This window comes from Paraburkholderia sediminicola (assembly GCF_046027825.1).
GTDB lineage: Bacteria > Pseudomonadota > Gammaproteobacteria > Burkholderiales > Burkholderiaceae > Paraburkholderia > Paraburkholderia sediminicola_D.
Genome location: NZ_JAQQDU010000033.1, coordinates 1 through 21147, shown reverse-complemented (window position 1 = coordinate 21147; position 21147 = coordinate 1). Strand labels below are relative to the sequence as shown.

Here is a 21147-nt window from a genome sequence, read left to right as displayed (position 1 = left end):
GCTGCGACCCCGCTCATTGCATGGCCATTGCGGACCGTATTGAAACGCGGCGTGGTATCTGGAGATGCAGCCGTTTGTACTCCAGCAAGATGGACGCTGATTGACCGCAATGCGCACCTCAATGCGCACCTGCCTGAGTAGTTTCCGACCCTGTCTTCGTCGATCGCGCAGCCCTATGATGAGTAGGGGCCGTTTCGATCGGATCGCAGCACTTCATTTGCACGCCGATCGAGGGCAGTACGCGCTCCAGCGACGCGCATTCGACATGACGATTCGCGCGCCCATATGACTGTGGGGCGGAATTGGGGAGAGATGCCATGCGCACCATCATTGAGAAACTTTGCACGGAGCACCTCAGGCTTGCCCGACTGGTGCGCCTGCTCAACGGTCACTCGTGCCAGCGCACGGATGCATCCGCGCCGAATATCGCGTTGCTGGTCGATGCGCTTTGCTATTTGACGCGATTTCCCGACATCAGCCACCATGTAATCGAAGACCGTATGGTCGAAAAACTGCTGGCGAAGAAAGCGCTATCAGTTGAATTCGGTCACGAAATCGAGACCCAGCATCAGACCTTGATCCGGGACGGGCGCGATCTGTTGCAGGATCTGGAGTCCGCCGTCCGCGGCGAAAACATGTCGCAGGAACTCGTCGATAGCCGCGTTCAGCTCTACGCGGAGCGGTTGCGACACAACATGGTCATTGAGGAACTGACACTATTCCCGGCCGCAGAGAAAAACCTCAACGATGAGGACTGGAGTGAGATCGAAAACGCCGGTGCATACGGACAAGCCGATCCACTCTTCGAAGGTGCGGTGGACGAGCGGTTCGCTCAACTGTATCGGGTCATTACCGCAGAAGCGACGGTTGCCAGCGTTGAAGAACCCTTCTGAGCATGCGCCGGAGATCATGTCCGCAAGGTCGAACGCAACCCTGTCAACAGGCTCCGCTGGCTTCACAACGCAGCGGAACTGAGTAGTTTCCGAGGCTACCGGCCGCTGCCAGTCGAGGCCTATGATCAAAGTATCCCGCTAGGACGAACGCGGACGGACACCGCTCCGCATGAGGACACCACGTTGCACCGCTCTCGTGGCCCTTCGGCCGACGCAGTTGCGGAAGTCAAACTGTGCGTTTATCGCGGTCCGCCCCAGAAATCACTGACGACGTATCCGGCGCCTGAATTCAAGGCGTTCGCAGAATGATCGTCAGGATGACAAACACAAAAACGACGCAGCGGTTCAAAAACCCTTGAGATTTCCACCTCGGACTCAAGCGCACCCCCATTTAAAGAGAATACAACCATGGCTTACCAAAGCGTCAACCCTAACAACGGGAAGGTCCTGAAGAGCTTCGACAAGCTGACCGATGAGCAACTTGAAAAGTCGATCTCCGCTGCCGAGACCTGTTTCCAGACTTGGAAGCACACTACTTACGCCCAGCGTGCCGAGATCGTGGCTAAGGCCGCGACGCTGATGCGTCAGAACGTTGATGATTTTGCCAGACTGGCGACCCTTGAAATGGGCAAGCGCATCGACGAAGCGCGTGGCGAAGTCAAGTTCAGCGCCGACATCCTCGCTTATTACGCTGAGCACGCGAAGACTTTCCTCGCACCGACCAAGCTGAATCCGAAAATCGGTGAGGCGCACATGGAGAACAGTCCGTTCGGCGTGCTCTTCTGCGTGGAGCCGTGGAATTTCCCGTATTACCAGCTTGCACGCGTCGCCGGTCCGCAACTGATGGCGGGTAACGTGCTGGTGGTCAAGCATGCAGGCTGCGTACCGCAATGCGCGATTGCCTTTGAGAAGCTTTTGCTCGACGCGGGCGCGCCTAAGGGGGCCTACACCAACCTGCTGATCTCGCACGAACAGTCCGAGCGAATCATCGACGACCCGCGCATCAAGGGCGTGGCATTGACGGGCAGTGTCGAGGCCGGCAGAAGTATTGCGGCGCGAGCGGGGCAGAACCTCAAGAAGACTTCGATGGAGCTAGGCGGCAGCGATGCGTTCATCGTGCTCGACGACGCCGACCTCGAGAAAACCGTTCCGTGGGCGGTATGGGGGCGGATGTATAACGCCGGCCAGACCTGTTGCGCGGCGAAGCGATTCATCGTTCTCGATTCGATTGCCGACAAGTTTCTTGCGAAGTTCAAGACCGCGCTCTCCGAATTGAAGGCCGGAGATCCAATGGACGAGAAGACCACGCACGGCCCCTTGTCCACCGAGGCGGCACTGGTTCAACTGCTCAAGCAGGTCGACGATGCGGTGGCACATGGCGCGACGCTGGTGATGGGCGGCAAGCGTATCGACCGTCCCGGCTCGTTCATGGAAACCACGATCCTGACGGACATCAAGCCTGATAATCCGGCCTTCCGCGATGAGTTCTTCGGCCCGGTCGTGTCGTTCTTCCGTGTCAAGGACGAGGCCGCAGCGATTGCGCTCGCCAACGACTCGGACTTCGGTCTGGGCGGCTCGGTCTTTACCGAAGACGTAGCGCGCGGCAAACGCGTGGCGAGTGGCGTCGAAACCGGCATGATGTTCATCAACAACATCGACTGGTCCGATGCGGAACTGCCGTTTGGCGGCATCAAGGATTCAGGCTACGGCCGTGAACTCGGCAACATGGGCATCCAGGAATTCGTCAACACGAAGCTGGTTCGCACTGCCCACCTCGACGCACCGGCCTGATCGCCACAGGGAAAGCCCGCCATGTATATCAACGTTGCCGTTCTGACGGAGACCCGGGCCCATGAGCGCCGTGTGGCGCTCGTGCCCTCAGTGGTCCAGAAACTGGTCAAACTCGGTGCCCGGCTGCATATGCAGCCGGGGGCGGGCGCAGCGATTCATCTGGACGACGCTGCGTTCGAGGACGTCGCCTTCATAGCGGATCGCACTGCGCTGGTGAAAGACGCCGATGTCGTGCTCGCCGTCCAGCCTCCCGCACTGGAGGTGGTCAATGCAATGAAGGAGGGCGCGATCCTCGTTTCGTTCATTTATGCACACAACGAGCCCGCGCTGGTGAAGCGCCTGCTCGACAAGAAGATCACCTGCTTTGCGATGGAGCGGGTGCCTCGCATTACGCGCGCCCAGTCCATGGACGCGTTATCGAGCCAGTCCGCGCTTGCAGGCTACTACGCGGTGCAACTCGGCTCGACCCATCTCGCACGCGTGGTGCCCAAGATTACCAGCGCGGCAGGTTCGATCGGACCGGCTCACGTTCTGGTGATGGGCCTCGGTGTGGCAGGGCTGGAGGCGATCGCGACGGCGCACCGCCTTGGGGCCGTCGTCGAGGGCTATGACGTGCGGCCGGAAACTCAGGAACAGGCGCTCTCGCTGGGCGCCACCTTCGTCGATACCGGTATCGATGCGCGCGGTAAAGGCGGTTATGCCCGTGAGCTGAGCGCCGAGGAAAAGACCAAAGTCGCGGACGTGCTGACGAAGCACATCCAGAGCGCCGATCTGATCATTACGACCGCCGCGATTCCCGGTAAGGCCTCGCCCAAGCTCATCAGCCACGCACAAGTGGCGGGTATGAAAGCGGGCTCAGTGATCGTCGATCTATCGGCGGAAGGCGGCGGCAACTGTGAAGACACGCGGCCTGGCGAGACCACCCGGATCGGCAATGTGACGATCGTCGCGCCGCTGAATGTACCCTCGCTGCTCGGCGAAGACGCGAGCGAACTGTATGCGAAGAATCAGTACAACCTGCTCGCGTTGATCATGAAAAACAACGTCATCGAGATCGACTGGAGCGACGAAGTCCTCGCCAAAACGGTACTCACTCACGCGGGTGAGAACAAGACGGAGGCGAGCGACGAGGCGGCCACGCCTCTTGCAGCGACGAAGAAGCCCCCCGCGAAAGCCGAACCTGTTACGCCTGCATGACCGCCGGCGTGAGCATCGGTATCCGCGCCTGTGTCAGCACCGGCACGAACACGCTCCGACCAAGGACATAGTGATGGAATTCCAGATCAGCATTTCCGGCTTCGTCGCGATTTACATCTTCATGCTGGCCGCTTTCGCCGGCTGGGTGATCATCGGACACGTGCCGGCCATCCTGCATACCCCGTTGATGTCGGGCTCGAATTTCGTACACGGCATTGTCGTGGTGGGCGGTATCTATGCGCTCCTGAACGCGAGCACGGTACAGGAGCAGGTCATCGGCTTCGTTGCTGTGTTGCTCGGCGCGGGCAATGCCGCGGGCGGTTATGCCGTCACGGACCGCATGCTCGCCATGTTCAAGACCAGCGGCCACCCAGCGGGACACGGCGCACACGGTGCACACAGCAAATCCGGCACCGTGAAGTCCATCCACGCAAAGAAGCATTGAGGACGCCGCCATGTTGACCCTGATCCCCCAACTCGGCATCGGCGCGGTTGATCTCGCTGCTGCGTTTCTCTTTCTCTATGGCCTGCACCGCATGTCGTCGCCGGTGACGGCGCCTTCCGGCATTTTCGTCGCTGGCATCGGCATGGCCGCGGCCGTGCTTGCAAGCTTCCTCTACGCCTTCGACGTCGATGCGGCGGCCCGGCCCAACCTGCCGGTCAACCTGGGGCTCGCCGTCGTTGCTTTGGGGCTGGGCGGCGGGGTGGCCTGGTGGGGCGGCCGCAAGGTCGCGATGACCGCCATGCCGCAGATGGTGGCGATCTACAACGGCATGGGTGGCGGTGCGGCCGGCGCGATTGCCGCGGTGGAACTGTTCGGCAACAAGGCGCAGGGCGCGACCGCGCTCATCATGACCTTGCTAGGCGCGCTGATCGGCGCGGTGTCCCTGTCGGGCTCGCTGATCGCCTGGGCCAAGCTCGACGGGGTCATCAACAAACCGGTCCGGGTGAAAGGGCAGCAGGTGTTCAATGGACTGGTGCTGCTGGCTACCTTCGTGGTTGGCGGCTACATTGTCGTCGCAAGCGCGGACAAGGCAGCGCTGATTTTGGCGATGCCGACCTGGATCTACCTGTTCTTCGGTTGTGCGCTAGCACTCGGTATCCTGATGACGCTGCCAATCGGCGGCGCCGACATGCCGGTGGTGATTTCGATCTTTAACGCCTTTACCGGCCTCGCGGTCGGCATTGAAGGCTACGTGCTGCAAAACCCCGCGCTGATGATCGCCGGCATGGTGGTCGGCGCGGCCGGCATGCTGCTGACGCTGCTGATGGCCAAGGCCATGAACCGTTCCGTGAGCAATGTGATCTTCACCAACTTCGGTGAGGTTGCCACGCACAAGCAGGGCAAGATCAAGGGCAGCCTGAAGCCGACGCAAGCAGGCGACGCTGGCATCGCGATGCGCTATGCGGCCTCGGTGATTATCGTCCCGGGTTACGGTCTCGCCGTCTCGCAGGGGCAAGGCAAGCTATACGAATTCGTCAAACTGCTGCAGACGGGCGGGGTGTCGGTGAAGTTTGCGGTTCACCCGGTGGCCGGCCGTATGCCGGGCCAGATGGACGTGCTGCTGGCCGAGGCTGGCGTGCCCTACGACATGATCTTCCAACTCGAGGACATCAACGATCAGTTCGCCACGACCGACGTGGCGCTGGTGATCGGCGCCAACGACGTGGTGAACCCGGCCGCGCGCACCGACAAATCCTCAGCCATTTACGGCATGCCGATTCTCAACGCCGACCACGCCAAGCAGGTGTTCGTGATTAAACGCGGGGAAGGCAAGGGCTACGCCGGCATCGTCAATGAACTCTTCTACGCAGACAACTGCAACATGGTCTATGGCGACGCACAGGCCGTGCTCATCAAGATGAGTGAAGCGGTCAGAGGGCTCGGATTGCCCGCCGTGGCCTAGCACGCTGAACCCATCGCAACCGAGGTACAAGTCATGACATCCAGAATGCAAGCTGCCGTCGTTGAACAGTTCGGCAAGCCACTGGTGCTAAAGGAACTGGATATTCCCGAGCCCGGTCCAGGCCAGATTCTGGTGAAGACCGAAGCGTGCGGCGTATGCCACACCGATTTGCATGCCGCGAACGGGGACTGGCCGTTGAAGCCCACGTTGCCGTTCATACCGGGGCATGAAGGCATCGGCATCGTCACCGCGCTCGGTGCGGGTGTCACGGCTGTGAAAGAGGGCGACCGCGTCGGCGTGCCATGGCTCTACTCCGCTTGCGGACATTGCGAGTTTTGCCTTGCAGCGCGCGAGCCGGTGTGTGCCGAAGCGCAGTTCGGCGGCTATACGAAGAATGGCGGCTTCGCCGAATACATCGTCGCCGATCCGAACTATGTGGCTCATATTCCAGCCCATCTGGCGGCCCGCGACGCGGCGCCCCTCATCTGTGCCGGGATCACCTCGTACAAAGGCATCAAGGAGACCCAGGCACGGCCAGGTGAATGGGTCGTGGTCTCCGGCGTCGGTGGCCTCGGACACCTCGGCATTCAATACGCCAAGGCGATGGGCCTGCACGTCTGCGCAGTGGACATCGACGACGGCAAGCTCGCGCATGCCAAACGCCTTGGCGCCGATGCCATGGTCAACGCAAAGGACGGCGACGCGATTGCCGCCGTCAGGAAGGCCACCGGGGACGGTGCGCATGGCGTGCTGATTACGGCGCCGTCGCTGGGCGCATTCAAGCAAGGCGTGGGCATGACGCGCAAATGCGGTACCTGTGTGCTGGTTGGGCTGCCGCCGGGCGAGTTTCCGACACCCCTGTTCGACGTCGTGGCGAACTGCATCACGATTCGCGGCTCGTTCGTCGGCAATCGTCGCGACATGGCCGAAGCGCTTGCCTTCGCCGCTGACGGCAAGGTCAAGGCGGACATCGAACTGCAGCCGCTCTCGGCGATCAACAGCGTGTTCCATCGCCTCGCCCACGGCGATGTCCCGTCGCGTGTGGTGCTCGAGTTCGCCAAGGGTTGAGAGGAGGGCGCTATCGTGGCTTCCGGACCCGGTCTGGCTCAGTTCGCCGACGTGCCAGGCGATGCGATCAACTCGCTGCTGGCGCGGCATCGCGGTAATCCGCATGCGCTCGTGCAGATTCTGCGTGAAGCGCAAGTCCAACACGGCTGGCTGCCGCGCGCCGTGCTGGCTGACCTGGCCGACGGGCTGGGTCTGACCCTGGCTCACGTGGAGGGCGTGGCGACGTTCTATCGGTTCTTTCATACCCAGCCGGTTGGCGAGTACCGCGTGCTTTTCAGCGATAACATCACCGACCGCATGCTCGGTAACGTGTCGTTGCTCACCGATCTGTGCCAGCGGCTCGGCGTCGAGCGCGGAAAGATGCGCGCCGACGGCCGCGTCAGTGTGGATTTCTGCTCCTGCACGGGTTTGTGCGATCAAGGGCCGTCCTTGCTGATCAATCATCATCAGGTCGTCACGCGGCTCGACGCCGCGCGTGTCGCCACGCTTGCGGAACTCATCGAAGCAAGGCTGCCGCTGGCCGACTGGCCGGCGGAATGGTCGCGCGTGAACGACCATGTGCGGCGCGCCGATGTCCTCCTCGCCACTTCTTTGCATCCGGGTGAAGCCATCGCGGCCGCTTTGGCGCGTGGCGTACCTGCGCTATTCGACGAGATGAAGCGCTCGAACCTCCGTGGACGCGGCGGCGCAGGCTTCGTCACCAGCATGAAATGGCAACTGTGCCGGGATGCCAAAGGCAGCGAACATTACATGGTGTGCAACGCCGACGAAGGCGAGCCTGGCACCTTCAAGGACCGGGTGTTGCTATCACGCCATCCCGACATGGTGTTCGAAGGGATGACGATTGGTGCGCTCGCCATCGGTGCCCGGCACGGCATGCTTTATTTACGCGGCGAGTATCGCTACCTGCTGGAGCCATTGCTCGACACGCTGCAACGCCGGCGCGACGCTCATCTGTTGGGAACGTCGATCCAGGGGCAGCCAGGTTTCGATTTCGACATCGAGATTCACGTCGGTGCCGGTGCCTACGTGTGCGGGGAAGAGTCGTCGCTGATTGAGTCGCTGGAAGGCAAGCGCGGCACACCGCGCATCCGGCCGCCATTCCCGGCTGAAAACGGCTACTTGGGACAGCCTACAGCGGTCGATAACGTCGAGACCCTGTGCGCCGCGACGCATATTGCGCTAAAAGGCGGCGCATGGTGGGCGGCTATCGGCACACCGAAGTCCACCGGCACGAGCGTTCATTCGGTGTCGGGAGACTGCGATCGACCGGGCATTTACGAGTATCCGATGGGCACCAGCGTCGATCGGATTCTGGACGATTGCGGCGCGCGCGACACCCAGGCGGTGCAGGTCGGCGGTCCCTCCGGCAAGTGCCTGTCTGCCCTCGAGTTCGGCCGTCGGATCGCGTTCGAAGATGTGCCGACGGCAGGCGCGTTCATGGTGTTCAACCGTTCGCGCGACATGTTTGAAGTGGCCCGCAACTACGCGGGCTTTTTTGCTGAAGAGAGTTGCGGATTTTGCACGCCGTGCCGTGTCGGCACCGCGCTGGTCGTCAAGACCATGGACAAGCTCGCCGCTGGGCGGGGCTCACGGCGCGACGTCGAGGTGCTCTCCGACATCGATAGCCTGATGCACGGCACGACCCACTGCGGTCTGGGCGGAGCGGCCTGCAACGCATTGCACGACACCATCGTCAAATTCCGTCCTGCCTACGAGCGACGCCTGCAGTCACTGCGGTTCGAGCCGGCCTTCGATCTCGATGCCGAACTGGCGGACGCACGCCGCCTGACCGGCAGAGACGATGCGGCGGCGCATCTGGAGCCCCCGTCATGAATGCGCTCGCCAAACCAGCTGCCGCCACCGTCACCTTCTCGCTCGACGGTGAGGAGGTGCCCTTCGAGCCGGGCGAAACGATTCTGCAGGCGGCACGGCGCGCGGGTCGTTACATCCCGCACCTGTGCTGGCATCCCGACTTTCATCCGCAAGGCTCATGCCGTGTGTGCACCGTTAAAGTCAAGGGTCGCCCCGGGTCGGCCTGTACCCTTCACGCGGCCGCGGGCGAAGTGGTCGAAAGCAACACGGATGAACTCAATGCCGAGCGCAAGATGCTGTTGCAGATGCTGTTTGTCGAAGGCAATCACTTTTGTCCGTCCTGCGAAAAAAGCGGCAACTGTCTGCTGCAGGCCACGGCCTATGAGATGAACATGGAGGACGTGCTGTTCCAGGAGTTCTATCCACGCCGCCCCATCGACGCGAGCCATGCCGACGTCATGATCGATTTCAACCGCTGCATCCTATGCGAGTTGTGTGTGCGCGCGAGTCATGATATCGACGGCAAGGACGTGTTCGCCATCGCCGGGCATGGCATCGGCACGCACCTGGTGGTCAACAGCATGAGCGGCAAGCTGGCCGATACCGACCTGGCCGTCACCGACCGGGCCGCGAACATCTGCCCGGTGGGCGCGATCCTGCCCAAACGGCGCGGCTTTGTGATCCCGATCGGGGAGCGTCGCTATGACCCGCACACGGCTGCCGATCCCGACACACAGGAGGCGTCATGAGCACGCTCACGAGCGTCGACGCGACCCATCAGCCGCGCAAGTGGAAGGTGGCGACCGTGTCGCTGGCGGGGTGCTTCGGTTGCCACACGTCCTTCCTCGATATCGACGAGCGCCTGCTGGCGTTGATCGAGCACGTCGAGTTCGACCGCTCGCCGCTGACGGACATCAAGGAAGTCGGCAAATGCGATATCGGTTTGATCGAAGGCGGCGTGTGCAACTCCGAGAATGTGCTGGTGCTGCGTGCGTTTCGCGCCAACTGCAAGACGCTTGTGGCGATGGGCGCTTGCGCGATCAATGGCGGTCTGCCGGCGGAGCGCAACCGCTTCGATCTGGCCAGCCTGCTCGATGAGGTCTACCACGATCGTCCTGGCCTGAACGAAGGCAGTGCGATTCCAAACGATCCTGAACTGCCGCTCCTGCTCCGGCAAGTGCGCCCGATTCACGCGGTCGTGCATGTGGATTACTTTCTGCCCGGTTGCCCGCCCTCGGCTGATGCCTTCTGGAGCTTTCTGAATGACCTGATGGCCGGGCGCACGCCGCACCTTACCCACGCACTGATGCACTACGACTGAGTGCCGGAGACCAAACCGCCATGAGCTTCGACCTCGAGACTGCTGCCAACCCGCAGGGCCTGCGCCGGATAGCGATCGACCCACTGTCGCGCGTCGAGGGCCACGGTAAAGTGACGATCCTGCTCGACGATCAGCAGCGCGTGCAGCAGGTGCGTCTGCACATCGTCGAATTCCGCGGCTTCGAGAAATTCATCGAAGGCCGGCCTTACTGGGAAGTCCCGGTGATGGTGCAGCGCCTGTGCGGCATCTGCCCAGTGTCGCATCAACTCGCGGCGTGCAAGGCGATGGATCGGGTCGTGGGCGCGCAACCCATCACGCGCAGCGCGGAGAAAATCCGCCGGCTGATGCACTACGGCCAGGTGATGCAATCGCATGCGCTGCACTTTTTCTACCTGGCGTCGCCCGACCTGCTGTTCGGGTTCGACTCCGACGTGAACTTGCGCAACATTGTCGGCGTGGCGCGGGCGCATCCTGACATCGCCAGAAAAGGCATTCTGTTGCGCAAGTTCGGCCAGGAACTGATTCGCGTGACTTCGGGAAAACGTATCCATGGCACCGGTTCGGTACCGGGCGGCATGAACAAGCATGTCAGCCAGGCGGATCGCGACATGCTCTACAAAGACGTGGATCAAATGATCGCGTGGGCGGCTGAAGCGGTGGACGTCGTCAAGCAGTTACACGCGCAAAACCGGACCCTTTACGACAGTTTCGGTAGCTTCCGCTCGAAGATGCTGTCGCTGGTGCGTGCGGACGGTGCGATGGATCTCTACGATGGCGTGCTGCGCGCTCGCGATGAAGACGGGCAGATCATGCTCGACGGCGTGAGCGACCAGCGCTACATGGACCTGATCGAGGAGGAGACGCGTTCCTGGACCTACATGAAGTTTCCGCATTTGCGCAGCATAGGCCGCGAAACCGGCTGGTACCGCGTCGGGCCGCTCGCGCGAGTGCAGAACTGCGACTTTATCCCGAGCCCTCTGGCCGAAGCGCAGCGTAGGGAGTTCATCGACTGGGGGAAAGGTGCGCCGGTTCATGCGACCCTCGCTTACCACTGGGCACGCATGATCGAGGTGCTCCACGCGGTGGAGGTCATCAGGGATCTGCTTGACGATCCGGACATCCTGCAAGGCGAATTGATGGCGGGCGGCGCTCGCCAGAGTGGTGGCGTAGGCATCATCGAAGCGCCACGCGGCACGCTGATTCACGACTACCGCGTGGGCGCTGACGACCTTGTCACGATGTGCAATCTGATCGTCTCCACGACGCACAATAACCAGGCCATGAACGAGGCGGTGCGTTCGGTGGCGCGCGAGTATCTGGACGGCAAGGAACTGACTGAAGGCTTGCTCAATCGCATCGAAGTCGCCATTCGCGCCTTTGATCCATGCCTCTCATGTGCCACCCACGCATTAGGGCGCATGCCGCTAGATGTGGTGCTGACGGGCGCCGGCGGCGAACCGCTCGACCATGTCACCAAGTCGTACGACGGCGCGATCGTGCACCATCTGGCGACATCCGTGGGCCTTCGCGCATGAATGCCCCGCTGCTGGTGTTCGGATGGGGCAATCTGAGCCGCGGCGACGACGCGCTCGGCGTCTTGTTCGTCCAGCAGTTAAGCGCGCTGACCGGGGCCGCAGTCGGCATCCGGGTGGATTTTCTGGAGGACTACCAGCTACAGATTGAGCACGCGCTCGACCTCGTGTCTCGTGAGCATGTGCTGTTCGTCGACGCCAGCCTGAGTTGCGCGCCCCCCTTTGAGGTGACCCCGCTGCGCGCATCACGCGACGCCAGTTTTACGACTCACGCCATCTCGCCAGCGTCGGTGATGCAGGTGTACCGCGACCTTTACCGCACTGAACCTCCGCCATGCACGCTGCTCGCGATCCGTGGAATGCGTTTCGAGCTGGGAGAGCCGCCAGGACGCGAGGCGCTCGACCATCTGGCGCAGGCGGTGGCGTGGGGGCAGGGCTGGCTGACAGGAATACGATTTGCGCCGCCTAGCGGCGCCGCATCTCCCGGCGTGCCAACCAGATGCCGGGCAGCATCGGCAACCAGAACGTCAGGGCGCGCAACAGAAGGGTGGCGGCGAGCGCCGCTTCGACCGACACGCCAAGCAAACTCAGCATTCCCACGCAGGTGGCTTCGAAGGTTCCCAAACCGACTGGGATGGGGCCGATGGTGGCCACCATCGACGCGATGATGAAACTCACGAACACCACCCAAAGTGGCGGCACTTCACCGATCGCGTTGAACGCAAGCCAGAGCGTCAGGGCATCGAATGCGAAGATGGCCAGTTGCAGTCCCACTGTCTGCAACAGCAGGCGCGGGTTGCGCAGCAGGTGAGTGGGCGCGTCGGTCAACTCCTGAAGCAGCGTAGTGACACCTAGACATTTGCTGAGCCATGCGATCGGCGCACGTTGGCCCCATTGTTTGAGTCCCAGCACGGCAGCCGGCACCCCCACCGTCACGACCACAAAGATTGCCACGCCGGCGATCAGCGCCGCGTTCAGCCGATGCTGAAGCCACAGGACGCCGGTGCTTGCGAGCACCACGGACAGGTAGGCGATGTCATAGGACACCATGCCGGCCAGCATGGCGGCCATCGCGATGCCAGCAGGGACGCGCCGGCCGGTCAGGCCGCGCACTACGAGCATCGTGCCGCTGATGCCGCCGCTCGGCAGCACCTGATCGGCAAAGACCTTGGCGATGCCGAGTGGAATCAGGGTGCGCAGAGAGAGTGGGTGACCGGCCTGGCGCAAAGCTTCACGCCATACGAACGCCGCGCTGACATAGGTGCCGGACTGAACCGCAAGCGCGATCAGCATCCAGACAGGACGCGCCGAGCGTATCAGTTCGGCCATCTTTTGCAGCGAGCCGAGGTGTAACACCACCAGAATGACGGCGAGAAAGCCCATCAGTCCGACGATCCAGAACACGACCGAGCGCAGCCGCGATGATTTGCCCAGCAACCCGGGAGCGATGTGCACGAGGCCGGTTTCGGCGACAGGCATTGGCGTGGGCAGCAACGCACCGCTTCCCGGCATCGGCGGGGTATGGGCGGAGCGGATCTGCTGAGTGCTCATGGGATGAGATACGTTTGAAGCCGTTGCCATGAAGGTGCCGCAAGAGTTCGAGTCCCGTCGGGTGGCGTCACTTCGCCGCGACGGTCATGTTGCCGCTCTAACGCGGTATCCCAACTATCGCTGCGGCAACGTCGGCGTGGCCCGGCTTGGCTGACTCGACGTGCGTGGTCTGCGCCTGCCGACTCGGCACCAGCAACACTGGAAAGCAGGCGCTGCGCACCACGCGCTCGGCGACGCTGCCGAGAAACAGTCGCTTGAATCCACGCCGGCCGTGCGTGCCGAGCACCAGCAGGTCCGCATTGAATTCGTTGGCCGTGATGCGGATGCGCTCTGAAATATCCTCGCCTATCGGCGCGACGTCCACCATCCGCGGCGTGCCGGCCACGTTTTCGTGTTTCATCCGTGCCAGTGCGTCCGCCAGCAAACGCTGGCCTTCTTCCACGAATGCGTCACGCAGGATCGTCGGATCGTAGCCGGAGGCGTCGTACGCCATCAGCGGGTTGTCGACGACATAAAGCGGTTGCAATTGTGCGCCGCTCTCCCTGGCGAGTTGTAAAGCGGCATCGAACGCATGTTCAGACGTCTCGCTGCCGTCGATCGCTACCAGAATGCGTTTATACATGTCGGCCTCGAAGAGTTCGCCCGGACGGCGGCCGCCGTCGCGGGATTGGAATGCGTGCGCTCACAGCGCCGCAGCCTGAACCTTGCCGTCGACGATGTCCTTGCCGAACTGCATGGCAAGGTCAATCGCGTCGTTGAAGGTGGCGGGGCTCACAGCGTCGAAGACTGTCGAGTAGCGCCGTACGTCCGCTTCGTTCGACGGGATGGAGTCGATTCGCACCACCGAAGAAAAGCGCCGCGCACCCTTGGCATACGGATCGTCGAACGGCGGGAACTGCTGGCTGGCATAGGCACGTAACTCGTGTCCGTTGTATGTCGCGGTGGGGATGATCATGATGACGGGCTCCTGGACGAACGGTTTATTCCGCTGGGCTCGGCCCGGATATCGAAGGCGTAACAGACGGTCGGAAACAGCACAGTGAATAGCCCTACCTTGCGCTCAATAGCAGCGTAATGCAATGAACAGATCACTGGGGATACCGCAACGCGGTACGGCACCGTACCGACTTCGATCGGTCCTGCGCGCACCGTGAGTGTGGAAGCTTTCCCGTCTGCCCAACATTGCCATTCCATTCGCTCAGTTATTCGTTCTCGCACCTGCCGCGCTCATTTCAAGTCAGGAGTGTCACCCCATGACCTTTCTCAAGTCCCCGCCATCCACGCCCGATGCCGTCGCTGATGAATACGCCGCGACAATCTCCGGTTCTTCGCTGCCGAAGTACCGGATTCCGGAGACATCGTCCGATCGCCGCGCCGTATTCGATCTGGTGCGCGACGAATTATTCATGGACGGCAATTCGCGGCAAAACGTCGCGACGTTTTGCACCACTTACGCCGACGACGAAGTTCGGCGCCTGATGGATTTGTCGATCGATAAGAACATGATCGACAAGGACGAATATCCGCAAACCGCCGAGATTGAGATGCGCTGCGTGCATATGCTCGCCGATCTGTGGCACGCAACGAAGTCCTGGAAAACCACCGGTTGCTCGACGACGGGTTCGAGCGAGGCCTGCATGCTCGGTGGTCTCGCGCTCAAGTGGCAGTGGAAAAAGCGCAGGGAAGCGCAAGGCAAGCCGACTGACAAGCCGAACTTCGTCTGCGGACCGGTGCAGGTGTGCTGGGCGAAATTTGCCAGGTACTTCGACGTCGAGATGCGCCAGGTGCCGCTCAGCGGCGACGCGACTGGACTGCGGCCGGAAGATCTGGCTCAGTATTGCGACGAAAACACCATCGGAGTCGTGGCCACACTTGGCATCACGTTCACCTGCGTCTATGAACCGGTGAAAGCGCTGTCGGGCGCGCTCGATGCCTTGCAAGCCGACCTCGGACTCGATATTCCGATTCACGTCGACGCGGCCAGCGGCGGCTTCGTCGCGCCGTTCATTCAGCCGGACCTCGAATGGGACTTTAGCGTGCCGCGTGTCAAATCGATCAATGCGTCGGGCCATAAATACGGGCTCGCGCCGCTCGGGGTTGGCTGGGTTGTCTGGCGCAGCACTCAAGACCTGCCAGACGAACTGATTTTCCGGGTCGACTATCTGGGCGGCGACATGCCGACGTTTGCACTGAATTTCTCCCGACCAGCTGGCCAGATCATCGCGCAGTACTACATGTTGCTGCGTCTGGGTCGCGAGGGCTATCGGCACATCCAGCAGGAGTGCGCCGATACCGCGCAGGCGCTGGCCGACGGTCTGGCGAAGCTCGACGCACTGGAGATGATCTACGACGGGCGCGGCGCCTTGCCGGCTGTCTGCTACAAGCTGAAGCATCCCGAAACAGCGGGCTTCACGCTATTCGATCTGTCCGACCGGGTACGCATGCGCGGTTGGCAGATCGCCTCGTACGAGCTGCCAGCAGGGCGCGAGGACACCATCGTGCAACGCGTGTTAATCCGGCGAGGCGTGACCCGCGACATGGCGGCGATGCTGCTCGAGGACATCAAACACGCCGTCGCGCATCTGACGAAGAATCCGGTGCCGCATTCGACCGCCGGCCCTACCTTCCATCACGCTTGATGTCGCATCGTCACAGGAGCGCACGAAATGGATAACACCGTTACCACCGCGGCCGCGTTGCCGGCCGCAAACACCGCAAAACGCGGTAAGTATCTGAGCGTCACGTCGATCGGTCTGATGACGGCCGCAGCCGTGGTCACAAGCCTGCGTGGGCTTCCTTTGCTGGCTAAGGAAGAGATGACGATGTTCGTCTATCTCGCGTTTACCGTTGTTTTCTATCTGATCCCCGCGTCGCTGATTTCGGCTGAACTGGGCGGCGCATTTGCGGACCGGCGCGGGGGTATCTATACGTGGGTCGCAGAAGCATTCGGCACACGGTGGGGCTTTCTGGCGATCTGGCTGCAATGGATTCAGAACGTCGTCTGGTTTCCGGTCGCGCTGACGTTCGGTGCGGCGGCGCTCGCGTACACGATCGGCCGGCCGGAACTGGCGAAGAACGGCGTCTACGTCGGGATTTTCTGCATCGTCGCCTATTGGCTCGCGACGTGGGTGGTGCTGCAAGGCGTGGAAGTCTTCGCAAAGATCGCCAACTGGACCTTCGTGATCGGCACCATCGTGCCGGGCGTCGTGCTACTGGCGTTGCTCGGCTACTGGATCAGCAGTGGCCACCCGCTCGGCTGGCAACACCTGAACGATGCGGCACTGTCTCAGGATGGTCATGCCCGCTTCTGGCCCGCGATTCACGGCTTCGGCACGATCTCGTTTCTTGCCGGCATTGTTTTGTTGTTCGCTGGTGTGGAGGTGCAAGCGGTTCATGTGATCGACATGCGCAGCCCGAGTCGCGGTTATCCGGCGGCCATCGGACTGGGTGCGGTGATTTCGGTGCTGATCTTCGCACTTGGCGCATTGCCGATCGCCGCAATCTTGCCGTACGAGAAAATCTCGCTGCAATCGGGGGTGTTCGACGCATTTGGCGCCGTGCTCGCGGACATCTGGCACATGAGCTGGGCTGTGTCGGCGTTATCGCTGCTGGTCGGCGTCGGTGCAATCAGCGGCGTGCTGGCGTGGCTCGGCAGTCCGTCGCGCGGCTTGCTCGAGACCGCGCATGAGGGCGAGTTGCCGCCGATCCTTCAGGCGAAGAATCGCAAGGGCATGCCCACGCATATTCTGCTGGTGCAAGGTCTGATCGTGACCGTCATTTCGTGCTTCTACTTCGTGATCCAGAATGTATCGGTCGCGTTCTTCCTGATTTCCGCGATGACGATCGCGCTTTACCTGATCGCCTACATGTTGATGTATGCGGCGGCGATCAAGTTGCGCTATTCCGCCCGTGCTTTGTCACGACCATTCACAGTGCCCGGTGGTTTAGCCGGTATGTGGCTGACGGCTGGCATCGGCTTCGCCGGCGTGCTGTTCAGTTTCGTCGTGTCGTTCTTCCCGCCGGACCAGTTGCCGGTCGGCTCGCCCTGGCTTTACACCGGGCTGGTCGTTCTCGGTATCGTCGTGTTCGCGGGAATTCCGTTGATCATCCACCACGTGCGCCGCAGCGACTGGGCGACCGTTCATGACGCGCCGCTTGTTCGTCCCGGCGTGATACCGCTGAAATAGGTGCGCGCGCGGCCTCTCTCATAGGCCTTCGATATGAAATACAAAGACTATTACGAAGTGCTGGGATTGCCGCGCAACGCGACGCAGGACGATATCAGGCGTACGTATCGCAAGCTCGCTCGCAAATATCACCCGGACCTGAGTAAACTCGACGACGCGGAGCCGCGCTTCAAGGAGGTCGGCGAGGCGTACAGCGTGCTCAAAGACACGGAAAAGCGTGCAGCCTACGACCGGATGGGCGACCAGTGGCGCAATGGTCAGGACTTCGAGCCGCCGCCGCAGTGGGACGAAGGCTTCGAATTCTGCGGCGGGGACGATCGCGGAGCCGAGGATGCACGCTTCAGCGAATTCTTCGAGGCACTTTTTCGCGGCGAGCACGCCAATGGTGGCCGCGCCTCGACAGGACGCGCGCGGCACGCTGCCGGCGCCGGTCATGACCGCGCAACTGGGCAAGACAGGGAGGATGCCTATGGCGGTGTGCCGCATTCGGCGCGAGGCCAGGACCACCATGCCAAAGTGGTGATCGATCTGGAGGATACCTATCGTGGGGCACAGCGCACGATTTCGCTGGAGACGCCAGTACTCGATGCAAGCGGCCGTCCCGTGCTGAAGTCGCGGACGCTTGATGTCTCCATTCCGAAGGGCGTGCATAGCGGGCAGCATTTGCGACTCGCCGGCCAAGGGGGGGCGGGTTTCGGAGAGGGGCGCGCGGGAGACCTGTACCTGGAAATCGCGTTGCGCCAGCATGGACTTTTCAGCGTCGACGGCCGCGACGTGACGATCGTCGTGCCGGTCGCCCCTTGGGAAGCGGCACTTGGCGCACGCATTACCGTGCCGACGCCCGATGGCGCCGTCGAAATAGCCATACCTAAAGATTCCAGCGCAGGCCGACGCTTGCGCCTGAAAGGCAAGGGAATCCCAGCGAGCGGTCCGGCCGGGCCATCGGGTGATCTCTATGCGCAATTGAACATCGTTCTGCCGCTGGCTGACAGCGAGCAGGCCCGCGCGGCTTACGAGGCACTACGACAGGCATGCGACTTCGACCCGCGCGCGCATTTTTCAGGTGATTCATCATGACCGAATCGCGCACTGGCTGGCTCAAATGCCTGATCGTCGAAGAGCAGGTGGAGTTCACACTACTCGAATTGTGCCGGGTGTCCGGCGCTTCTGAAGTCCAGCTCGTTGAATGGATCGAGCAAGGCGCGATTGAGCCGAAATGCGTCAGCGAGCACGATGGGCCGCACTTCGACGGCGTCTCATTGCGCCGCGCCCGTAAGGCTCGCCATCTCGCGCAGGATCTCGAGATCAACGCTGCGGGCATTGCGCTCGCGCTCGATCTGCTTGATGAAATCGAAGCCTTGCGAGCGCGGTATCCGAGGCGATAGGGCAGCTCCCTCACGCGACCCAGGTGACACCCATTGCCACGACCGTTGCGGCCATCACGCCGGTAGCAACCCAGCCGAGGATACGTAGCGCGGGCGGCAGCGTAAAGCCGGACATGATGCGGGTACGCATGGAGAGATGCATCATGACGATCATCACGGGTACCGCGACGATACCGTTGAGGACTGCGCTCCAGTAGAGTGCCTTGACCGGATCGATCGATGTGAAGTTCAGGCCGGCACCGATTGCCGTCGCCACGACGATCACGCCATAGAACGCCTTAGCCTGCGACGGCAGGCGCGCAAGGCCCACTCGCCATGCGAGCAATTCGCCCACCGCATAGGCACCCGAGCCGGCCAGCACGGGCAGTGTCAACAAGCCGGTGCCGATAATGCCGGCGGCGAACACAGCGAACGTAAATGGACCTGCAATCGCACGCAGCGCTTCCGCGGCTTGGGCTGAGGTTTGAATATCGACGAGTCCGTGTGCATGCAAGGTCGTCGCCGTTGTCACGACGATGAAGAATGCGATCACATTCGAGAGCGCCATGCCAAGGTATGTGTCGATGCGAATCCGCGTGAACTCAGCGGGCGCTTCCCATGGCGCGTGGGTCAACGGATGCGCGCCGGGCCGTTCCTTTTCGTCTTCGACTTCCTGCTCCGCCTGCCAGAAAAACAGATAGGGGCTGATCGTCGTCCCCATGACCGCGACGATGGCCACGAGGTAATCCGGTTTGACTGATAGCGCCGGCCATAGGACGGCCCAGCCCACCTGATTCCACGGCACTTTGATAACGAAGGCGCAGATCACGTAGCTGAATAATGACAGGCACAGCCATTTCAGAACCGACACATAGCGTGCATAGCGCGTGAACACTTCCAGCACCACCGACAGGAGGCCAAAACCGCACACATAGAGTAGGGCAGGGCCTGAGATCAACAGTTTGAGCGCTGCGCCCATGGCCCCCAAGTCCGCGCCCAGGTTGATGATATTCGCGACGAGCAACAAACCAACTACGCTGGTCGACAACCAGCGCGGATAGTGCTCACGCAGATTGCCGGCGATGCCGCTGCCGGTGACGCGCCCGATGCGCGCGCTGATCTCCTGGATCGCGGCCATTAACGGATAGCTGAACAGGAGTGTCCAGGCGAGGCCATAGCCGAATTGCGCGCCGACCTGCGAATACGTCGCGATACCGCTCGGATCGTCGTCCGATGCGCCGGTGATGAGGCCGGGGCCCATCACCTGCAGAAGTTTTGGGCGAGTCGGCTGCTTGACCGGTTCGCGGGTGAGCGTATCCATGAACAGGGTGCTCCTGGTGGCTGGCGAGGGCCATCACGATGAATCCATCGGATTTGATAGCGGCCTCGTAATGGATCACGCTTTCTTTCGGCAACCCCGCATTGTGATGAGGTTTGGAAGGGCGGCCCCGCGCTATTTCAGATTGTTGAGCTCGGCACGTGCAAGCGTCTCAGCCGATTCCCATGCGACATCTTCACATTCGAAGAAAGTGTCGAGTTTGATGACGAGCTCATTGCTCGTTGACGCGCCCTTCGGAACGATACACACGCTCGCCACCCAACCATCGGCGATATGATCTCTGACGGTCATGTGAGCATCGTGCGTCCTGCTTGAGATGATTCTTTCTGCCATGGCGCCGCCTGTCTGATCGACCTGGTAACGAATTGCCTGGTCGGTGTCGTCGTAAATGAAGTCCGATACGTGACCGATGCTGCCGTCGGCCGTCTTGAGGTGGTAGTCCTTGACCTCGTCGGTGCTGCGCAGATGTACGTCGGGTTGCGGTTTGTTCGTATGCACGGTTGGCCTTGGCAGCTCATCGAGCAGGGCGTCTGGCGGCACGCCTGTTGGGTCATAGGCCAGGTAGGCACCCATGCCCCGCAGATTCGGACCGCCCCAATACGTCGGATAGCTGTAGCAGCGTAAATGATTGACTGAGCCGATGTCGCCGTCCAATGCGCTAACGGTGCTTCCGTGCAAGTCTCGTATGCTTCGCAACATGGTTTCTCCACACTGTGTGCCGACGTGGCCACGTGTCACACTGCGCCCCTCGGTCAGATTTTCAAACTGACGCGAGACCTGAGAGCACCACACCGAATACCAGAAGTGATCCTGACGTGCTCCAGATAAAGCTTCGTCTAAGCATGATTTTCTTCCCACTAGTCGACGATAGAAGACACGCTACGCGCACGCGCAGCAGAAAGCGGTACGACAACGTACAGAGTTCTGTCTATGTTCAAACGCACAATCCACGTTGACCGTCACGGAACTTTTCTGATGGCAAGTGGGCACCGCGGTCCGCGAATTGCTCGACTGAAGCAATTTTGTTCACTCGATTGCCTCTTCAACCCTATGATTTAAAAGGAATTGATATTATTGGCTGGTCAGTTTTCCATCGCTGCTCCGTGAAGCAGTCGCGACCACTCTTTATCTTTTGAGGTGCGTTGTAGCCTTTCAATAACCGCGCGATGCAGTTGTGACCCC

General features: G+C 61.5%; 19 protein-coding genes and 1 pseudogene. 15 read left to right on the top strand and 5 right to left on the bottom strand.

The genetic code is table 11. The annotated features are described in order from the left end of the window. Window positions 1-317: 317 nt before the first annotated feature. The 11 genes and pseudogenes from PQQ96_RS19130 to PQQ96_RS19080 all read left to right on the top strand — a co-directional run. Window positions 318-893, top strand: a complete 576-nt coding sequence (locus PQQ96_RS19130) for a hemerythrin domain-containing protein (protein ID WP_408294972.1) — start codon at window positions 318-320, stop codon at window positions 891-893. Window positions 894-1301: 408 nt separating this feature from the next. Further along, a complete protein-coding gene (locus PQQ96_RS19125; protein WP_408294970.1) occupies window positions 1302-2684 on the top strand; it encodes an NAD-dependent succinate-semialdehyde dehydrogenase in 1383 nt (460 codons plus the stop codon). Between the two features lie 21 nt (window positions 2685-2705). Continuing rightward, window positions 2706-3881 carry an NAD(P) transhydrogenase subunit alpha gene (locus PQQ96_RS19120; protein WP_408294967.1) on the top strand — a complete coding sequence of 392 codons (1176 nt, stop codon included), beginning with the start codon at window positions 2706-2708 and terminating at the stop codon, window positions 3879-3881. 73 nt (window positions 3882-3954) lie between these two features. After that, entirely contained in the window at window positions 3955-4326 is a 372-nt protein-coding gene (locus PQQ96_RS19115) for an NAD(P) transhydrogenase subunit alpha part 2 (protein WP_408294964.1), read from the top strand. A gap of 10 nt (window positions 4327-4336) precedes the next feature. Beyond that, window positions 4337-5788: an NAD(P)(+) transhydrogenase (Re/Si-specific) subunit beta gene (locus PQQ96_RS19110; protein WP_408294961.1), complete on the top strand. Its 1452-nt coding sequence runs from the start codon at window positions 4337-4339 to the stop codon at window positions 5786-5788. A 33-nt stretch (window positions 5789-5821) separates the two neighbouring features. Beyond that, window positions 5822-6856, top strand: a complete 1035-nt coding sequence (locus PQQ96_RS19105; RefSeq protein WP_408294958.1) for a zinc-dependent alcohol dehydrogenase — start codon at window positions 5822-5824, stop codon at window positions 6854-6856. Between the two features lie 15 nt (window positions 6857-6871). After that, window positions 6872-8692, top strand: coding sequence for an NAD(P)H-dependent oxidoreductase subunit E (locus tag PQQ96_RS19100; RefSeq protein ID WP_408294955.1), 1821 nt, complete (start codon window positions 6872-6874; stop codon window positions 8690-8692). Then, the gene (locus PQQ96_RS19095) at window positions 8689-9420 is read left to right on the top strand and encodes a 2Fe-2S iron-sulfur cluster-binding protein (RefSeq protein ID WP_121107790.1); all 732 of its coding nucleotides are present in this window, start codon (window positions 8689-8691) and stop codon (window positions 9418-9420) included. Before PQQ96_RS19100 ends, PQQ96_RS19095 begins: the two co-directional genes overlap by 4 nt. Further along, complete coding sequence (locus PQQ96_RS19090; protein WP_408294952.1) at window positions 9417-9992, top strand: NADH-quinone oxidoreductase subunit B family protein; 576 nt, start codon at window positions 9417-9419, stop codon at window positions 9990-9992. The genes PQQ96_RS19095 and PQQ96_RS19090 overlap by 4 nt, the downstream gene beginning before the upstream one ends. Before the next feature lie 20 nt (window positions 9993-10012). After that, window positions 10013-11527, top strand: coding sequence for a Ni/Fe hydrogenase subunit alpha (locus PQQ96_RS19085; RefSeq protein ID WP_408294949.1), 1515 nt, complete (start codon window positions 10013-10015; stop codon window positions 11525-11527). Further along, a pseudogene (locus PQQ96_RS19080) lies at window positions 11524-11940 on the top strand (hydrogenase maturation protease); the annotation flags it as partial. The gene PQQ96_RS19085 and the pseudogene PQQ96_RS19080, both read left to right, overlap by 4 nt. A 49-nt stretch (window positions 11941-11989) precedes the next feature. Here the strand turns inward: PQQ96_RS19080 and PQQ96_RS19075 are convergent. The 3 genes from PQQ96_RS19075 to PQQ96_RS19065 form a co-directional block, all read right to left on the bottom strand. Next, a complete protein-coding gene (locus PQQ96_RS19075; protein ID WP_408294946.1) occupies window positions 11990-13075 on the bottom strand; it encodes a lysylphosphatidylglycerol synthase transmembrane domain-containing protein in 1086 nt (361 codons plus the stop codon). 97 nt (window positions 13076-13172) lie between these two features. Then, window positions 13173-13697: a universal stress protein gene (locus tag PQQ96_RS19070; protein WP_408294943.1), complete on the bottom strand. Its 525-nt coding sequence runs from the start codon at window positions 13695-13697 to the stop codon at window positions 13173-13175. 60 nt (window positions 13698-13757) lie between these two features. Further along, entirely contained in the window at window positions 13758-14030 is a 273-nt protein-coding gene (locus PQQ96_RS19065; RefSeq protein ID WP_408294940.1) for a hypothetical protein, read from the bottom strand. A gap of 298 nt (window positions 14031-14328) precedes the next feature. Here PQQ96_RS19065 and gad point away from each other — a divergent pair, with 298 nt between their 5' ends. The 4 genes from gad to PQQ96_RS19045 are packed head-to-tail and all read left to right on the top strand — an operon-like array spanning window position 14329 to window position 18647. Next, the gene (gene gad, locus PQQ96_RS19060) at window positions 14329-15714 is read left to right on the top strand and encodes a glutamate decarboxylase (protein WP_408294937.1); all 1386 of its coding nucleotides are present in this window, start codon (window positions 14329-14331) and stop codon (window positions 15712-15714) included. A gap of 27 nt (window positions 15715-15741) precedes the next feature. Next, a complete protein-coding gene (locus tag PQQ96_RS19055; RefSeq protein ID WP_408294934.1) occupies window positions 15742-17262 on the top strand; it encodes an amino acid permease in 1521 nt (506 codons plus the stop codon). A gap of 33 nt (window positions 17263-17295) precedes the next feature. Beyond that, window positions 17296-18339, top strand: a complete 1044-nt coding sequence (locus PQQ96_RS19050; protein WP_408294932.1) for a DnaJ C-terminal domain-containing protein — start codon at window positions 17296-17298, stop codon at window positions 18337-18339. Continuing rightward, window positions 18336-18647, top strand: a complete 312-nt coding sequence (locus tag PQQ96_RS19045) for a chaperone modulator CbpM (RefSeq protein WP_408294929.1) — start codon at window positions 18336-18338, stop codon at window positions 18645-18647. The genes PQQ96_RS19050 and PQQ96_RS19045 overlap by 4 nt, the downstream gene beginning before the upstream one ends. A 10-nt stretch (window positions 18648-18657) precedes the next feature. Here the strand turns inward: PQQ96_RS19045 and PQQ96_RS19040 are convergent, their stop codons facing one another. Together PQQ96_RS19040 and PQQ96_RS19035 are read right to left on the bottom strand one after the other, a co-directional pair. Continuing rightward, a complete protein-coding gene (locus PQQ96_RS19040) occupies window positions 18658-19947 on the bottom strand; it encodes an NRAMP family divalent metal transporter (protein ID WP_408294926.1) in 1290 nt (429 codons plus the stop codon). 132 nt (window positions 19948-20079) lie between these two features. Next, window positions 20080-20664, bottom strand: a complete 585-nt coding sequence (locus tag PQQ96_RS19035) for a hypothetical protein (RefSeq protein ID WP_408294924.1) — start codon at window positions 20662-20664, stop codon at window positions 20080-20082. Between the last annotated feature and the right edge of the window lie 483 nt (window positions 20665-21147).

Bases quoted from the DNA above. Each gene is read 5' to 3' on its own strand.
- PQQ96_RS19130 (WP_408294972.1), top strand. From the start codon at position 318: ATGCGCACCATCATTGAGAAACTTTGCACGGAGCACCTCAGGCTTGCC.
- PQQ96_RS19125 (WP_408294970.1), top strand. From the start codon at position 1,302: ATGGCTTACCAAAGCGTCAACCCTAACAACGGGAAGGTCCTGAAGAGC.
- PQQ96_RS19120 (WP_408294967.1), top strand. From the start codon at position 2,706: ATGTATATCAACGTTGCCGTTCTGACGGAGACCCGGGCCCATGAGCGC.
- PQQ96_RS19115 (WP_408294964.1), top strand. From the start codon at position 3,955: ATGGAATTCCAGATCAGCATTTCCGGCTTCGTCGCGATTTACATCTTC.
- PQQ96_RS19110 (WP_408294961.1), top strand. From the start codon at position 4,337: ATGTTGACCCTGATCCCCCAACTCGGCATCGGCGCGGTTGATCTCGCT.
- PQQ96_RS19105 (WP_408294958.1), top strand. From the start codon at position 5,822: ATGACATCCAGAATGCAAGCTGCCGTCGTTGAACAGTTCGGCAAGCCA.
- PQQ96_RS19095 (WP_121107790.1), top strand. From the start codon at position 8,689: ATGAATGCGCTCGCCAAACCAGCTGCCGCCACCGTCACCTTCTCGCTC.
- PQQ96_RS19090 (WP_408294952.1), top strand. From the start codon at position 9,417: ATGAGCACGCTCACGAGCGTCGACGCGACCCATCAGCCGCGCAAGTGG.
- PQQ96_RS19085 (WP_408294949.1), top strand. From the start codon at position 10,013: ATGAGCTTCGACCTCGAGACTGCTGCCAACCCGCAGGGCCTGCGCCGG.
- PQQ96_RS19075 (WP_408294946.1), bottom strand. From the start codon at position 13,075: ATGAGCACTCAGCAGATCCGCTCCGCCCATACCCCGCCGATGCCGGGA.
- PQQ96_RS19070 (WP_408294943.1), bottom strand. From the start codon at position 13,697: ATGTATAAACGCATTCTGGTAGCGATCGACGGCAGCGAGACGTCTGAA.
- PQQ96_RS19065 (WP_408294940.1), bottom strand. From the start codon at position 14,030: ATGATCATCCCCACCGCGACATACAACGGACACGAGTTACGTGCCTAT.
- gad (WP_408294937.1), top strand. From the start codon at position 14,329: ATGACCTTTCTCAAGTCCCCGCCATCCACGCCCGATGCCGTCGCTGAT.
- PQQ96_RS19055 (WP_408294934.1), top strand. From the start codon at position 15,742: ATGGATAACACCGTTACCACCGCGGCCGCGTTGCCGGCCGCAAACACC.
- PQQ96_RS19050 (WP_408294932.1), top strand. From the start codon at position 17,296: ATGAAATACAAAGACTATTACGAAGTGCTGGGATTGCCGCGCAACGCG.
- PQQ96_RS19045 (WP_408294929.1), top strand. From the start codon at position 18,336: ATGACCGAATCGCGCACTGGCTGGCTCAAATGCCTGATCGTCGAAGAG.
- PQQ96_RS19040 (WP_408294926.1), bottom strand. From the start codon at position 19,947: ATGGATACGCTCACCCGCGAACCGGTCAAGCAGCCGACTCGCCCAAAA.
- PQQ96_RS19035 (WP_408294924.1), bottom strand. From the start codon at position 20,664: ATGTTGCGAAGCATACGAGACTTGCACGGAAGCACCGTTAGCGCATTG.